The following is a 15,278-nucleotide window of genomic DNA, read 5'->3' on the forward strand; positions in this document are numbered from 1 at the left end:
ACTGGGCCAGACAACGGAGCTGGCTCTTGCGGCAGACGGGCATTCTTCCAGATCAGGAAATTCAGGCGCTGTTCGTGTCGGGGGCGCTGAAATCGCCGCGCGCGCTGGATTCCGACCAGGTCCAGCCTGCGAGCCTCGACCTTCGGCTCGGCGAAAAGGCATGGCGCGTGCGTGCCAGCTTCCTGCCCGGCCCATCGCACAATGTCTCCGACAAGCTCGACCGGCTGAAGCTGCACGAGATTGACCTGACCAACAGCGCGGTGCTTGAAACCGGCTGCGTCTATATCGTGCCCCTGCTCGAGAGCCTGGACCTTCCCGACAGCATATCGGCCTCGGCCAATCCGAAGAGCTCGACCGGCCGCCTCGACATCTTCACCCGCGTCATGACCGATCGCGGGCAGGAGTTCGACAAGATCCCGGCCGGCTATTCCGGCCCCCTCTATCTCGAGGTCAGCCCGCGCACCTTCCCGATCGTCGTGCGCACCGGCTCGCGCCTGTCGCAGATCCGTTTCCGCACCGGCAATGCGCTGCTGTCGGAAGCCGAGATTGGCGAGCTCCATCGCGCCGAGACCCTGGTCGCCACCGAGCCGACCAACATCTCGGGCGGCGGCATCGCGCTGTCCATTGACCTGTCGGGCGACAAGGGCAGCCTGATCGGCTACCGCGGCAAGCACCACACCGGCCTCGTCGATGTCGACAAGCGTGCCGCCCAGGAGGTGCTCGACTTCTGGGAGCCGCTCTACAATCACGGCGCCGCCGAACTGGTGCTCGATCCGGACGAGTTCTACATCCTCGTCAGCCAGGAGGCGGTGCACGTGCCGCCGCTCTACGCTGCCGAGATGACACCCTACGATCCGCTGGTCGGCGAGTTCCGTGTCCACTACGCAGGCTTCTTCGATCCGGGCTTCGGCCACTCGAAGGCCGGCGGCACCGGCAGCCGCGCCGTGCTCGAGGTGCGCAGCCACGAAGTGCCTTTCATCCTGGAGCATGGCCAGATCGTCGGTCGCCTCGTCTACGAGCACATGCTGTCGCGGCCGAAAGCGCTCTACGGCACCGATCTCGGCTCGAACTACCAGGCCCAGGGCCTGAAGCTCTCGAAGCATTTTCGCCCGGCCTGAACCGGTACGGTCAACCGCCAGAGGTCGTTGCTGAACTGCCTTTCGCGGCCTGCCGGGCGACCAGTCCGGCGCAATATTCTGCGAATTTCCGCGTCGACCCGAGTGTTTCGGGCGTCATCGTTCCTGCCGCAGGGTCGAGCGGCAGGCGAGCCGTGGGGGTAGCCGCCAGCAGGTTCGCGGCGGCAAATTCCTCGTCGAGTTCGCGCAGGCTTTCCGCTCCCTGATCCAACCGGTCGAGCCGGTCGAGCGCGAGCCCGATCTCGGGGAAGACGTTGCGGCCGCCCTTCCAGCGGTAGCTCGTCTGCTCGGCGGCGGGCAGGTCTGAAAGGTCATAGGTCACATTGCCCTTCCGGGCGGCAAAGATCGGCTTGTTGCTTCCGATTTCGTAGAGCCGGGCCCATTCGTTCGGTGCGGTCTGGCTCGCTTCAAGCCAGCCGGCGGCCGATTGGGCCGCTTCGAGATTTCGGCCATCGCCCGTTGCGCGGTAGAGATCGATCAGTGCGTTGATCGCGTAGCCGGTCTCTAGCGACGAATAGGCAGCCGGCTCGAATTTGCGTGCCGGTGCGATTTCGAGCGACGCGGTGTACTGCTGGGCGAAGCCCTGCTGCCCGCCGCCGCCCTGGGCGCGCAGCAGAAACTCGCCGCCGCGCCGTGCCGCATCGAGATAGGCGTCATTGCCGAGCCGTGCGTGCGCCGCGATCAAGACGCGCATCATCCCCGTCGTCGTGTCGTCGTTCAGCGTGGCGAACTCGTGATAGCCTGGTCGCGCGACCAAGGACTGCGGCCAGGCTCCGTTCTCGAGTTGCGCGTTCAACGAGAAATCGAGCGCCCTGCCGATCGTCCGACCGAGCCAGGCCGGCGGTTCGATCGAGAGTTCGGAGAACCGGTCCGAGAGGTCGAACAGGAAGTAGAGCGCGGCCGGCACCGTGCCGTCGTCAAGCGTTTCGCCACCCTCTACCGTTGTCGGGAAATTCCTGGCCGCGCAGTGCCGGGATGACGGCGCAACATGCCTCCAGCCTCCGTTCGCCGTCTGGACGCAGGCGAGGGCGCGTCCAACCCCGGCAGCCTCCAGCATCAGTCGCGGATCGCGCGTGATGCGTGAGGCTGCCAGCAGGCAGGCGCCCAGTTCCTGCGCGGATCCCGGCGGTCTGGCGATCACCGAGCGCACGGGAAGGGGGGCTGTCGATTGCGGCCGGTCCAGCCGTTCGCCGGGGTTGACGCCGTCGACACCACCCAGGCTTCCCGCCGTCACCGCCGGCAACTGGTCGAGCAGCTGGCGTGCCAGCGGCCGCATTTCCGGATCCCGCGCGAAGAAGTCCGTCTCGACGCCCGAATAGCGATCCGTGGCGACCGGGATTCTCGTCGCGTGGCCTGCAATCCGCTGCAACAGGCCGTCGCCATGGGCATGGCGGCGCAGCATCACCTGGCTGGTGGGCCGCGCCTTTACCTCGAGGACGATCTCGTCCTCTCCGATGCTGCCGGTAATCACACGCTTTGCCGACCAGACCGCTAGGTTTGGTGGCACGGCCTTTCCGGAGCGAAAGGCGTCGATAGGCTTGTCGGTTATCAGGTAGCCCGACTGGTCGCCGAGCAGCGCGAGGGTCGTTCGCGCCAGTTCCTCGTCGAAACTCGGCGCCTTGTTCAGTGTCCTGCGGGCATCCTTCAGACTGTGATAGGCCAGGATCGTCAGGCCAGGAGCCAGCGCGAGGATGAGCAGTCGCCCCGCTAGCCTGACGCGCCGATTGCGATGCTCGGCGACCCTGTTGGCGATGCCGAGGCGCTCGGCCGGGACGAAGAGGCTCTTGAAGCCGACTCCACCCAGCCAGCAGAGCGGGGGCACGAGAATGAGCAGATGGTGCTGCCACAGCGGCCTGTGAAAGCCGAGCATCAGCAGGCCGGCGACAAGCCAGAGCAGGGGGACGAGAAGCATGCTTCCCGGGCGTCTGCAGAATGCTGCTATGCCGAACAGGACGGTGAAGTAGAAGGCAACCGAGCTGCCTTCGCTCAGGATTTCGATCACCTTCGCGAAGCCGCCGAACCTGTCGAATACCGGTGCTGAACGTGCCGCCAGATGGGTGCCGATCAGCTGGTCGAACGCGAACCCGGCGATGGCGAGAAGGATCGCCATCGCCGTCGCGACGAAGGCCAGCAGGAACCACCCGGTCAACGTGATGCCGGCACGTCGGTCGTGCGCTGCGCCGTTTCGGGCTGCAAGCCAGAGGCCGGCGAGCAGTGCAGGAAAGATCATCAGCGCGAACATCTTGGTCAGCACCGCCAGCCCGAACACAACGCCAGAGCCCGCTGCCCTGTAGGCTCTTGCATTGCCCGTTGCCGAGGTGGCGAGATCGACCGACAGCATGGCCAGCGCGACCGCCGGAAGTCCGATCAGCACGGCGACGCTGAGTTCGAGGTAGAGGCTGCTGCAGGCAAGCAGCAACACTGCGATCCAGCCCGCCGCCAGCCCCTCGAAGCGTGCCACCGTGCGGAACAGGCTCGCCGCCATGAGGGCGCCGAAAGCCAGGATCGTGGCGCGGGCGGCGGTGACGGAAAACGGAAACAGGCTTTGCACCGCAGCCAGCACGTAGGTCAGCACCGGCGGCTGGTCGCTCCAGATTTCGCTATAGAGGCTGTAACCCTGCGCGACGAGCAGGCCCTTCTGCAGGTTGAGGCCTTCATCGGAATTGAACTCGTAGACCGACCACCAGGGGCCGAGCAGGCAGACCAGGCCAATGATGCCAACGGCGGCGAAGAGCGGGTAGAGGACATTTTTCAACAGGCTAGCCTCAGCGGTTTGCCAAAGCCGCGATGACCGGCTCCCGCCTCCGCTTCTAGCAAGCTGCGTCGGCGCGTCAAATGGCGGTGCCGTATCGGCCGGCTTCCGGTCTCGCTAGGCGTTGGCGGCAGCTTTGGCCTTGATCTCCCGCCCGGGGTCGAGCGCTGCTACCGTTTCCGCCGGCAGATCGGGCGTTCGTCCCAGGCAGAGGTCGGCGGCAAGCCGCGCCAGCGCCGGCGAGGCCTGGATGCCGTAGCCGCCCTGGCCGGCCAGCCAGAAGAAGCCTTGCGTGCCCGGCGCGAAGCCGACCACCGGGTTGCGGTCGGCGACGAAGCTGCGCATCCCGGCCCAGTTCTTCAGCACGTGCGTCACCGGCACCGTCACCGCCTGTTCGTAACGGTCGAGCCCCTCGGCCAGCACCATGTCGTCGGCCCACACGTCGTGCGGCTCGACCGGGTCCTCGTCGCAGGGCGACACCATCAGCAGACCCGCCTCGGGCTTGGCGTACCAGCGCTCCGATGCGCTGGCGAACAGCGGCCAACGCGTCACGTCGTGTCCATCGGGCGCCGGCAGCAGTGCGGCCGAGCGGCGCAACGGTCGCAGGCCCACCTGCGGCGCACCAGCGAGCGCAGCCAACTGGTCGGCCCAGCCGCCGGCCGCATTGACCACGATGGGCGCCGAGAACGCGCCCTTGTCCGTCGTCGCGGTCCAGACCCCGTTCGCCCGCGTCAGCGCTCCGGTACGCGCGCCGTTCACCACCTCGCCGCCGCGCTTGCGCAGCAGGCGCAAAAAGCCCTGCAGCATGCGATCGACGTCGATGTCCTGCGCGTCCCACTCGATCGCCGCAGCGGCCAGCCGGTCGCGGCGCAGGATCGGCACCAGTTCGACCGCCTGGTCCGGCGTAAGCTGTTCGATGCCGGTGCTGCCCTCGAGATAGCCCGCCAGCGCCTCGAGTTCGTCGGGCGCGGCCACCAGCATTTCGCCGCGCGGCGACAGCAGGCTGGAATCCGACACCCCGTCCGGTGCGCTCAGGAAGGGCGCCGACGCGGCGTTCAGCGTGCGCAGAACAGGGCTGCCGTAATTGCGGATGAAGATCGCCGCCGAGCGGCCGGTCGAATGATGGCCGACATTGGCCTCGGCCTCGAGCACCGTCACCGAGGCGTCGGCTGCCATGAGTGCGGCCGCACTTATCCCCGCCATGCCGCCGCCGATGACGAGGATGTCGCTGCTTCTTGTCGTCATGCGTCCTGGTACCCGGAAAGGAAGCTGGTGAGGTTCGGCCCGAGGTCGTCCTGCAGGTAGCCGCCCTCCTGAACGATGACGGCGGGCAGGCCGAGCCCGGCAATCGCCGCCGCGATGCGGGCAAAGCCCGGCGTGGTCACGCGGAACCCCTTGAACGGATCGTTCTCATGCGCGTCGAGGCCGAGCGCCACGACGACGACATCGGCACCGAAGGCGCGCACGCGGGCAAGCGCGGTGTCGAGGGCCGTCAGGTAGTCGGCATCGTTGGTGCCGCGCGGCAGCGGCAGGTTGAGATTGTAGCCCAGCCCTTCGCCGGCGCCGCGTTCCTCGGCATGGCCCCAGAAGAAGGGGTAGAAGCGCGCCGGGTCGGCATGGATCGACACGGTCAGCACGTCGCGGCGCCGGTAGAAGATGCCCTGCGTTCCGTTGCCGTGATGCACGTCGACATCGAGGATCGCCGGGAGCAGTCCCGCCTTCAGCAGCGCCTCGGCGGCAATGCCCGAGTTGTTGAGGAAGCAGAAACCGCCGGCGAGGTCGGCAAAGGCGTGGTGGCCCGGCGGCCGCGACAGCGCATATACCGATCGCTCGCCCGCGAGGACGGCGTCAGCCGCAGAGAGCGCCGTCTGCGCCGACCAGTAGGCCGAGGTCCAGGTGCCTGCTGCGATCGGGCAGGACGTGTCGGCCTGGTGGAAGCCGGCCTGTCCGACCGCAGAGCGGGGATAGGAGGCGGTGCGGCTGTCCGGATGGATGTTGGGGATCACCTCGTCGGAAGCACCCTCGATGCGGCTCCAGCGCGTGTGTATTGTCTCGAGGAAGACGAGGTACTCGGGCGAATGCAGTGCCGCGATCGGGCCGAGCCCGTGGTCGGTCGGGGCCTCGAAGCTGCAGCCCGCGGCCTTCGCTGCCTCCGACAGCACCTCGATCCGGCGCGGCTGTTCGGGGTTCGGCGACATCGTCCCGTTGGCCATGAACATCTTCGGGTCATGCGCGCGCTGGCGTTCGTCGAGTATCGCTTTCATTCCGCTTCTCCGATGGCGCCGGGCGCCAGGCCTTCCTGCATGATCATGGCGGTATCGCCTGGCACGCCGCCGCTCAGAATGCGACGGCGTCGCGCCCCTTCAGCGACAGCATCTCGCGCGCCTCGTCGGGCGTCGCCACCACGCGGCCGAGCCGTTCGACGATGCCACGCACCTTCTCCACCTGCTCGGCATTCGACTGCGCCAGTCTGCCGCGCTCGATGTAGAGATTGTCCTCCAGTCCGACGCGCACATGCCCGCCCATCCTGGCACCCTGTTCCGCCATTGCCATCTGCTGGCGGCCGGCGGCAAGCACGGAGAACATGTAGTTTTCGCCGAACAGCCTGTTCGCCGTCCACTTGAGATGCTCGAGGTGCTCGGGCTCCGCCGCGATGCCGCCCAGAACCCCCATCACGAACTGGATGAAAACCGGCCCCTGGACCAGCCCGCGATCCGCAAAGTGCTTCAGCATGTAGAGATGGCTGACGTCGTAGCATTCGAACTCGAAGCGTGCGCCGCGCTCCTGTCCCATGCGCCGCAGCACACCCTCAATGTCGCGCGGCGTGTTCTTGAACACCAGGTCGTCGGAGTTGCGCAGGAACGGCTCCTCCCAGTCCTGCAGCCATTCGCTGCGCTTGCCGAGCATTGGGTAGAGCGTGAAGTTCATCGTCCCCATGTTCAGCGAGCACATTTCCGGCTGCGCGGCGAGCGGCCCTGCCAGCCGCTCCTCCAGCGTCATCACGGCGCTGCCGCCGGTCGTCATGTTGATCACCGCGTCGGTGCCGGCATGGATGGCGGGCAGGAAGGCCATGTAGTCGGCCACCGCGGCCGAGGGCCGTCCCGTCTTCGGATTGCGCGCGTGGAGATGCAGGATCGCGGCACCCGCCTTGGCAGCGCCGATCGACTGCTCGGCGATCTGTTCGGGCGTCACGGGAAGGTGCGGCGACATCGACGGAGTGTGGATCGAGCCTGTGACGGCGCAACTGATGATGATCTTCGACATGCTGTTCCTCAGGCGCTGCGCGACAGCGCCGGTGATATCCTGCCGGCGAACCTGTCGAGAGCGGCCGACAGCATCGCCATGATTTCCTCGACCTGCTCGGGGCTGGTGATCATTGGCGGGCAGACCAGGAAGTGGTCGCCTTCGGTACCGCCGCGGGTGCGCCGGGAATAGATGATTAGCCCCTCCTCATAGGCCAGGTCGACGAGTTCGTTAAAGGCGTTCAGCCCCTTGGGCAAGGGCCGCATTGTCTTGCGGTCGGCCACCAGTTCGAAGGCGAGCAGCAGGCCTTCGCCGCGTACGTCGCCGATGAAGTCGTAGCGCTGCATCAGGTCACCGAGCCGCGACTTCAGCAGCGCGCCGACACTCGCCGCATTGCCGATCAGTCCACCGGCCTCGATTTCCTCGATCACCGACAGTCCCGCCGCGCAGGCCAGCGGATTGCCGGCATAGGTGTGCCCATGCATGAAGCCGCCGGCGCCGAGCACCGCGTCGACCAGCCTGTCATGCGCGATCATCGCGCCGAGCGGCGCGTAGCCGGCCCCGAAGCCCTTCGAGATGGCGATGATGTCCGGCTCGACGCCCCAGTGTTCGGCGCCGTAGAAGCGCCCCGTGCGGCCGCCTCCCGACATCACCTCGTCATGGATCAGCAGCACGCCGTGCCGGTTGCAGATGTCGCGTACCGCCCGCATGTAGCCGGCCGGCGGTACCAGCGCTCCGGTCGAGGCGCCTCCCACCGGTTCGTGGATGAAGGCCAGCACGCTGCCCGGACCTTCCTCGATGATCTTGGCCTCCAGCATCGCAGCGTAATGTTCGCCCGACGCCGGGTCGTCAATGTCGAGCCCGTCGAGATAGGCGCGCGGCGCCGGTATCTTCGGCATCGCCTGCATCATCGGCAGGAAGGGCAGTGTCAGAGGGTCGTAGCCGGTCAGCGCCAGCGCGCCGAGCGTCGAACCGTGATAGCTCGGCATGCGTGAGATCACCTTCCAGCGCGAGCCCTCGCCGACGGTCACCGCATATTGCCGCGCCAGCTTGATGGCGCTTTCCACCGCCTCGGAGCCGCCCGACACGAAGAACACCTTCTCCATGCCGTCGGGCGACAGCGCCGCCACCTTGGCGGCCAGCAACTCGCCCGGCTCGGTCTCGAAATGCAGCCGGTAGCCGAAGGTGGACTTCTCCATCTGCTGGCGCATGGCGTCCAGCACGCGCGGGTTGGAATGGCCGATATTGCTGACCATGGCGCCCGATGAGCCGTCGATATAGCGCTTGCCGTCGACATCCCACATGTAGATGCCGCGTGCCTCGGCCAGCACGGGGCGGCGCGAGCGGGTCTGGCAGAAGAGATGGCTTTCAGGCTTCACGCGTTGCTCCCGGCCGGCAGCGCGGCGCAATCCCTGGCGCGAAAGCGCAGCGAAACCTGCTCGCCGGTGGCGAACGGCCGCTCGTCGATCATGTTCACAGCCTGCATCTGATGTTCGGCGACCTTCAGGAAATAGCGCGCCGACTGGCCCTGGTAGTCGACATTTTCGACCGTGGCATCGACCGACAGCCCGTCGCCCGCCTCCGCGCCGGGCCTTGTCAGATGCAGCTTCTCGGCCCGGATGACGAGCCGCACCGGCCCGGCGGCCGAGACTTGCGGCGCGCGCGCGGCCGGAATCGCGAAAGACGGGAAGCCCGGCACCTCGAGCGCAACCTCGCCGCCGGACACGCCGGTGCACCGCGCCGGCAAAAGGTTGGATGCGCCAAGGAACTGCGCGACGAATTCGGACGCCGGCGTGTTGTAGACTTCTTCCGGTGCGCCGACCTGTTCGACGCGGCCCTTCGACATGACGATGATCTGGTCAGACATAGCCAGCGCCTCGGTCTGGTCATGGGTCACGAAGACGGTCGTCACGCCGATGCGCTGCTGGATCCGCTTCAGCTCGACCCGCATGTCCTCGCGCAGATTGGCGTCGAGCGCCGAGAGCGGCTCGTCGAGCAGCAGTACGTCGGGTTCGATGACGATGGCGCGCGCCAGCGCGATGCGCTGCTGCTGGCCGCCTGAGAGTTCTTTCGGGTAGCGTCCGCCGAGGTCAGGCAACTGCACCAGCTCAAGCGCTTCGGCCACCTTGCGCCGCATCTCATCCTTGTCGATGTTGCGGTACTTCAGTCCGAAGGCGACGTTATCGGCGACCGTCTTGTGCGGAAACAGCGCGTAGTTCTGGAATACCAGCCCGAGGTTGCGCTTGTGGATAGGCACGTCGTTGACCCGCTTGCCCTTGATGGCGATCTCGCCCTCGCTCGGGTCGAGCAGGCCGGCGATCATCCGGAGCGTTGTCGTCTTGCCGCAGCCCGACGGCCCGAGCAGCGTCACGAAGCTGCCCTCGGCAATGTCGAGCGACATCTTGTGCACGGCGGTGAAGTCGCCGAAGCGCTTGACGATATTGGTGAGTGAAACGGCGCTCACGGGCAGGTTCTCCGCTTGGGGAAAGCCGGCCCCGCCGCAGCGGCGGGGCCGAGCAGGGGGCTAGTAGCCGCGCTGGACGCGGCCGAACATCTCGGACCATGCGGCCTCGTTGCCGTTCCAATAGCCCGGATTGGCGAAGGTCAGGCCCGACAGCGTGCCGGTGGGGTCGAAGGCCGGCAGCTTCGGAATCTTCTGGCCGAGATCGACCTTGGTCGGATCGAGCGCCGGCGGGTAGCTCTGCCCTTCGGCCACCGCGATCGAGGTGTCCTTGTCGAGCATGAAGTTGAGCAGTTCCTCGCAGGCCGCCATCGGGCTGCCCTTGATGACGAACAGGCACTCCTGCCAGCCGAAGCTGTTGGGCGGATCGTAGTAGCCGATGTCATGGCCCTGCTCCTGCAGCGCGTAGATGCGGCCTGACCAGCCCTCGGTGACGTAGATTTCCTCTTCCGCCAGCAGGCTCATCAGTTCGGCGCCCGACGACCAGTATTTCAGCGCCAGGTCGCGGTGCTTGCGCACGGCATCCCAGGCGGCATCAATGTCCTTGATGTCGTTCGGGTCCTGGCCGGTCTGCAGCGCTGCGTACCACAGCCGGGTCCGCCAGTCGGCCCAGCCGCCGATCTTGCCCTTGTACTTCTCGTCGATCAGGATCTTTGCGCCCTTTTCCTTCATCTCCTCGTCCGAGATGTGCTTGCGGTTGTAGGCAAGACCCGTCGTGCCGTAGTCGTAGGGGGCCGCGCTCAGGCTGTCGGGTGTTATCGACTTGAAGGCGTTCATCAGCGCCGGCATGACATTGGCCATATTTGGGATGTTGGCGAGGTTGAGCTCGCTGGTCAGATCGAAGCTGTGATAGCGCGCATAGTCGAACACGCCCGACAGATGCGCGATGTTGTATTCGCCTGGCTGGCTGGCGCGCACCTGGGCGAGGTATTCGTCGCCGCCCGGGAATGTGCCGTCGATGACCTTGATGCCGGTCTTTTCCGTGTAGGGATCGAAGGCATATTTGCGGAAGGCCTCCGACACCACGCCGCCCCAGCCATCGAAGCGCACCTGCGTCGCGTCGGCGGCCAGAGCGTGACTGGCGAACGGCGTGTGCAGTCCGTAGGCAGCGCCCGCCGCGCCCAGCAGGGCAAAGAATTTGCGCCGGCTGATGTCGCCGTTCTGCAGCCGCTCACGCAGCCGTTCATAACGTTTGGTATCGTCCATCTGTGTTCTCCATCCTGGGTTCACGATTATCGGGCGGCTTATCCGCCGCTCTTTGTTGCGAGTTTTCGGGCGACTGCCGCGCCGATCAGCGGCAGCCCCACGGTCAGCACGATGATCACCGTGCCGAGGGCGTTGATCTCGGGCGAGATCGAATTGCGAAGCATCGAGAAGATCTGCGTCGGCACGGTCTCGATGCCGCCGGGCTTCCAGAAAAGCGTGCCGGTGATGTCGTCGAAGCTGATGGTGAAGGCGAACAGGCCGCCCGCCGCCACCGCCGGCATCAGGAGCGGCAGCGTGATCGAGAAGAAGGTCTGCATCGGCGACGCGCCAAGGCTGAGCGCCGCCTCCTCGACGTCGCGGCGGATGCTGACCAGCCGCGCCTGCACCACCAGGATGACGAAGGGGAGGGTGAAGATCACATGCCCCATCAGGAGCAGCGTGAAGCTCTTGCCGATGTTGAGGAAGTTGAGGAAGAGCAGCAGTGCCACCGCCAGCACCACTTCCGGCACAAGGATCGGCGCGATCAGCAGCGTCGTGATCAGGTTGCGGCCGGGGATGGCGTAGCGCACCAGCGCCAGGCTCGCCAGGACACCGAGCACCGTCGACACGCCTGCGGTCATCAGACCGAGCAGGATCGAGGTGCGGAAGGCCCGCATGATGGCCTCGTTCTGCCACAGCGTTTCGAACCAGCGCGTCGACAGGCCGGTCATCGGAAAGCTGCCGAACTGGTTGGCGTTGAACGACAAGAGCACCACCACCGCGATCGGCAGGAACATGAACAGGTAGACGAGCACCGTATAGGCGCGGATCAGACGCCAGCCCATCAGCCCAGCCCCTTCGCCAGTTGCGCCATGCCGAGATAGCGGTTGTAGATCAGCACCAGCACGCCGAGCACGGCGAGCAGCAGCAGCGACAGCGCCGAGCCGAGCGGCCAGTTGAGCTGCCGGATAATTGCCTCGTAGACGAGGTTGGCGAACATCGCATCGCGCGGTCCCCCGAGGATGACGGGCGTGATGTAGGTACCTGCCGCCAGCACGAAGCAGAGCAACCCGCCGGCTGCCAGGCCGGGCAGCGACAGCGGCAGCGTCACCTGCAGAAAACCCTGCCAGCGCGTCGCGCCGAGCGAGGAGGCGGCATCTTCCAGGTTGGTGTCGATGCCGTCGAGACTGACGAAGATGTTGAGCACCATGAAGGGCAGCAGAAAATGCACCAGGCCGAGGATCACGGTGGTCTGGTTGTAGAGCATCTGGATCGGTTCATCGATGATGCTCACCCACATCAGCACCGAGTTGAGCGCTCCAGAGACGCCGAGAATGTTGATCCAGCTCATCGTGCGGATGATGTAGCTGATCCAGAAGGGCAGCATCAAAAGCACCAGCAGGATCAGCTTGTTGCCCTTCGAGCGGGCGATGAAATAGGCGGCCGGATAGCCGAGCGCAGCACAGGCCACCGTGGTGATCGCGGCGATGTTCAGCGTGTTCAGCAGGATGTCGCGGTAGAAGCGGTCGGTCAGCGCCGCTTTCCAGTTGTCAAGGAAGAAGCCGGGCGTATCGGCGCCGGCCGCGCTGCGCAGCCAGAACGAATAGACGACGATGAACATCAGCGGCACGATCAGCAGCAGGCCGACGGCGGTGAGTGCCGGCGCCAGCAGGATCCATGGCTGTCGCGCCTCTCTTGCCTCAATGCTCATGCAAGCGCTCCCCTGCGCTTTTCCTGTTGCCGCCCATGATGGGCAGGGCAGGATGCATTGAGCAAATAGATAATTGATATTCTCATCATAGAGGATATCAATACGACATGAGCAAACTGCCACCGCCCGAGCGGCTTGCCCGCGATCTCGACTGGAACCTGCTGCGCACCTTCCTCGTGCTGGCGCAGTCCCGTTCGGTCACCGACGCGGCAGAGCGCCTGTCGCTCAAGCAGCCGACCGTGTCGAGCGCGCTGAAGCGGCTCGAGGATCGGCTTGGCAAGCGGCTGATCGACCGCCGGCCCGGCCGCTTCGAACTGACGAGCGCCGGTCGTTTGCTCCTGACCGAGGCGACCGACATCCACGGCGCCATCCTGCGGCTCGGCACCGCCATGCGCGATGTCGGCGACGAGGTGACCGGCCATGTCTCGGTGGCGATGGCGAGCCATGTGATCAGCCCGCTCTTCGACGCAGCGCTCACCGACTTTCACGCCGCCTATCCGCGCGCTACCCTGTCGATCGAGATTTCGGCCAGCCGCGAGGCGCTCGACGCCGTGACCGCGCGGCGTGTCTCCTTTGCCGTCTGCCTCGTCAACGAGCACAAGCCCGGTCTCGAATACCGCCGCCTGTTCCGCGAATATTTCGGCCTGTTCTGCGGCCCGGCGCACCCGCTCTTTGGCCGGCACGGCCTGTCCATGGCCGACCTCGCCGGCCATTCATCGGTCAGCTTCGTCACCGACCAGGCCAATGATGCGCTGCGCGCCGTCACCATGATGCGCAGCGAGGCGCGCCTCGACGACCGCATCGTCGGCACCTCCGCTAATCTCGAGGAGGTGCGCCGCATGATCACCGCCGGTCTCGGCATTGGCCCGCTGCCCTTGCATGTCGTCAAGGAGGACGTTGCCATGGGCCGCCTCTGGCGTCTGCCGCCCTACGAGTCGCCGCCGGCCATCGACGTCCACGTCGCCTGGAACCCGCGCACGCGCTCCAACCGCGCCGAGCAGGCGCTGCTGGCAAAGCTCCTCGAACGCATCGAGAACACGCCGATGGACCAGCGCATCTACGTCTGACGCGGTCCGGCATCGAGCGTGTCTCGCGCCAAGGTCTGCCTGTGGCGAGTGCCGCGATAACATCGACAATCGGCCGGTCGCCGGAATTCTGCCGTCGCTTGACTTCGTCGAAGCGAGAGACCATGTCTGAAGGCATGAATACGGCCACGCTCATTGCGGAAATACTGAATCGGGTTTGCCCGATCGCGGGACACTAACCCCCGGCCCGGTCGCATCGCGCCCCGGCCGCGGGGTACAGGCTGGCTCCCGCCTTTGCGGCCGATCTAAGCCGATTGCGCGAAATTCATCCCATAGAAGTTCAAGATGATCGTCACTGCGCTCTCGGGCGGGCGATCGGAATGCATGAGAAGGGTCAGACATGGCTCCCGACACGAAGCGACACCGCAAGCCCTCCATCACCATGACGCGCTCGGACCACGCAGCGCTGGCACTCCTGGCAGAATCCGTGTCGGGCAGGAGCCCAGACCTGGCGGAGCAACTCTTCGCCGAGCTCGACAGGGCGCGTGTGGTCGCGGATTCGCAGCTGCGTGCAGGTGTCGTCCGGATGGGCTCGACCCTGCGCTTCACGACAGACATGGGCGAGGACAGGACCGTGACGCTGGTGTTTCCGGCCGAGGCCGATATTGCCGAAGGAAAAGTGTCGATCCTGACCCCGATCGGTGCCGCCCTGATCGGCCTGTCTGCCGGCCAATCGATCGACTGGACTGCACGGGACGGCCGCGTTCATCGCCTGAGCGTGCAAAGCGTCGACGAGAGCGTGTCGGCCGCTCCCCCGGCAAGGCAGCTGGATCGGGCGTCCTGATGGACGTGCCCGGCATATCCCGGCTCTCACTGTTCGGAGGCTGCCTCATCGCAGGATAGCAGCCCCTGTGCCGCCATCGCGCGGCCAGGGGAATCTCCACTCTCGCCTCAACGAATCCGCTCCCATGTGGAGCGAAGGAGAACTGCTATGTCACAAGATGCCTGCGTCCTAACCACCAAGGATCTGACGATCCTTGAAGTCATGCTCGACCGCTGCCTCGGCATGGACGATCCGATGGCTCCGCTGCTGCGGCGCAAGATCGACTCTGCTTTGGTTGTCTTCTGGGACGACGTAGCCGGCAATGTCGCAACGCTGAGCAGCCGGGTGTTGTTCAGCGTCGACGGGCGGGACCCGGATACGCGCATCCTATCCCACGACCGCATGGACGGGTCGGTGGGGATGTTCCTGCCGATCACCACCTTCCGCGGCCTTGCGCTCCTTGGATTGACGGCGGGGCAGGCGTTCAGCTACCCGGGCCATGACGGCCTTGGCGAAACGGTACGGCTGGACAATGTCATCTACCAACCGGAGACGGCGAAGCGGGAAAGGGAACTGCTCGGCGGCGGCATGGCGGCAATGTCGCGCAAGCCGGCCCTGCGGCTGATACGGGGTGCCCACTACGGCGAATCCGCAATCGCCGCTGCCGGATCGGTCCGCCTGGATGATGAGCCGGATGGGCCTTCTGCCGCATGACCGGGCCCTGGCGCGAGGATTGGGAGGCACGCCTCCATCGTCCTCGCGCCTTCCTCTCAATTCAGTTGATAGGCGTCCGCCATGTCGGGCACCGCCCCGCCGCCGGCCCCGCGACAATGAAATGATCCGGCCTCTGCCAAAGAAATCGTCGGGCTGGGCCAGATACTTTGTGAATGTCCGGTCTAAGGTCGGCATTCGGACGCGACAACGTCCTCGTTAAAGCACGGG

13 protein-coding genes are annotated in these 15,278 nt (G+C 65.9%); 4 read left to right on the plus strand and 9 right to left on the minus strand.

The window, feature by feature from the left end; translation table 11 throughout:
* The first annotated feature begins 26 nt into the window (after nt 1-26).
* Nucleotides 27-1,118 (plus strand): 2'-deoxycytidine 5'-triphosphate deaminase, encoded by a 1,092-nt coding sequence (locus tag ACT2BZ_RS12055; RefSeq protein ID WP_457935401.1) that lies wholly within the window; start codon nt 27-29, stop codon nt 1,116-1,118.
* Between the two features lie 10 nt (nt 1,119-1,128).
* On the opposite strand, the gene ACT2BZ_RS12060 is transcribed toward ACT2BZ_RS12055, so the two are convergent.
* The 9 genes from ACT2BZ_RS12060 to ACT2BZ_RS12100 form a co-directional block, all read right to left on the minus strand.
* Nucleotides 1,129-3,891: a pectate lyase gene (locus tag ACT2BZ_RS12060; RefSeq protein WP_457935402.1), complete on the minus strand. Its 2,763-nt coding sequence runs from the start codon at nt 3,889-3,891 to the stop codon at nt 1,129-1,131.
* 114 nt (nt 3,892-4,005) lie between these two features.
* Nucleotides 4,006-5,133 carry an NAD(P)/FAD-dependent oxidoreductase gene (locus tag ACT2BZ_RS12065; RefSeq protein WP_457935403.1) on the minus strand — a complete coding sequence of 376 codons (1,128 nt, stop codon included), beginning with the start codon at nt 5,131-5,133 and terminating at the stop codon, nt 4,006-4,008.
* Nucleotides 5,130-6,152, minus strand: a complete 1,023-nt coding sequence (locus tag ACT2BZ_RS12070) for a histone deacetylase family protein (protein WP_457935404.1) — start codon at nt 6,150-6,152, stop codon at nt 5,130-5,132. The genes ACT2BZ_RS12065 and ACT2BZ_RS12070 overlap by 4 nt, the downstream gene beginning before the upstream one ends.
* Nucleotides 6,153-6,225: 73 nt before the next feature.
* Nucleotides 6,226-7,152, minus strand: coding sequence for a 3-keto-5-aminohexanoate cleavage protein (locus ACT2BZ_RS12075; RefSeq protein ID WP_457935405.1), 927 nt, complete (start codon nt 7,150-7,152; stop codon nt 6,226-6,228).
* An 8-nt stretch (nt 7,153-7,160) separates the two neighbouring features.
* Nucleotides 7,161-8,510 (minus strand): aminotransferase family protein, encoded by a 1,350-nt coding sequence (locus ACT2BZ_RS12080; RefSeq protein WP_457935406.1) that lies wholly within the window; start codon nt 8,508-8,510, stop codon nt 7,161-7,163.
* Nucleotides 8,507-9,595 (minus strand): ABC transporter ATP-binding protein, encoded by a 1,089-nt coding sequence (locus ACT2BZ_RS12085; RefSeq protein WP_457935407.1) that lies wholly within the window; start codon nt 9,593-9,595, stop codon nt 8,507-8,509. Before ACT2BZ_RS12085 ends, ACT2BZ_RS12080 begins: the two co-directional genes overlap by 4 nt.
* A 60-nt stretch (nt 9,596-9,655) precedes the next feature.
* Nucleotides 9,656-10,798: an extracellular solute-binding protein gene (locus ACT2BZ_RS12090; RefSeq protein ID WP_457935408.1), complete on the minus strand. Its 1,143-nt coding sequence runs from the start codon at nt 10,796-10,798 to the stop codon at nt 9,656-9,658.
* Nucleotides 10,799-10,836: 38 nt separating this feature from the next.
* Nucleotides 10,837-11,622 carry an ABC transporter permease gene (locus ACT2BZ_RS12095; protein ID WP_457935409.1) on the minus strand — a complete coding sequence of 262 codons (786 nt, stop codon included), beginning with the start codon at nt 11,620-11,622 and terminating at the stop codon, nt 10,837-10,839.
* Complete coding sequence (locus tag ACT2BZ_RS12100; protein WP_457935410.1) at nt 11,622-12,488, minus strand: ABC transporter permease; 867 nt, start codon at nt 12,486-12,488, stop codon at nt 11,622-11,624. The genes ACT2BZ_RS12095 and ACT2BZ_RS12100 overlap by 1 nt, the downstream gene beginning before the upstream one ends.
* Nucleotides 12,489-12,595: 107 nt before the next feature.
* Here ACT2BZ_RS12100 and ACT2BZ_RS12105 point away from each other — a divergent pair, with 107 nt between their 5' ends.
* The 3 genes from ACT2BZ_RS12105 to ACT2BZ_RS12115 all read left to right on the plus strand — a co-directional run bounded on the left by ACT2BZ_RS12105 (nt 12,596) and on the right by ACT2BZ_RS12115 (nt 15,050).
* Nucleotides 12,596-13,555, plus strand: a complete 960-nt coding sequence (locus ACT2BZ_RS12105) for a LysR family transcriptional regulator (RefSeq protein ID WP_457935411.1) — start codon at nt 12,596-12,598, stop codon at nt 13,553-13,555.
* 358 nt (nt 13,556-13,913) lie between these two features.
* Nucleotides 13,914-14,357, plus strand: coding sequence for a nucleoside diphosphate kinase regulator (gene rnk, locus ACT2BZ_RS12110; protein WP_457935412.1), 444 nt, complete (start codon nt 13,914-13,916; stop codon nt 14,355-14,357).
* Nucleotides 14,358-14,504: 147 nt separating this feature from the next.
* Nucleotides 14,505-15,050 carry a nucleoside-diphosphate kinase gene (locus tag ACT2BZ_RS12115; protein ID WP_457935413.1) on the plus strand — a complete coding sequence of 182 codons (546 nt, stop codon included), beginning with the start codon at nt 14,505-14,507 and terminating at the stop codon, nt 15,048-15,050.
* The last annotated feature ends 228 nt before the right edge of the window (nt 15,051-15,278 follow it).

Source organism: Mesorhizobium sp. 10J20-29, from assembly GCF_054130485.1.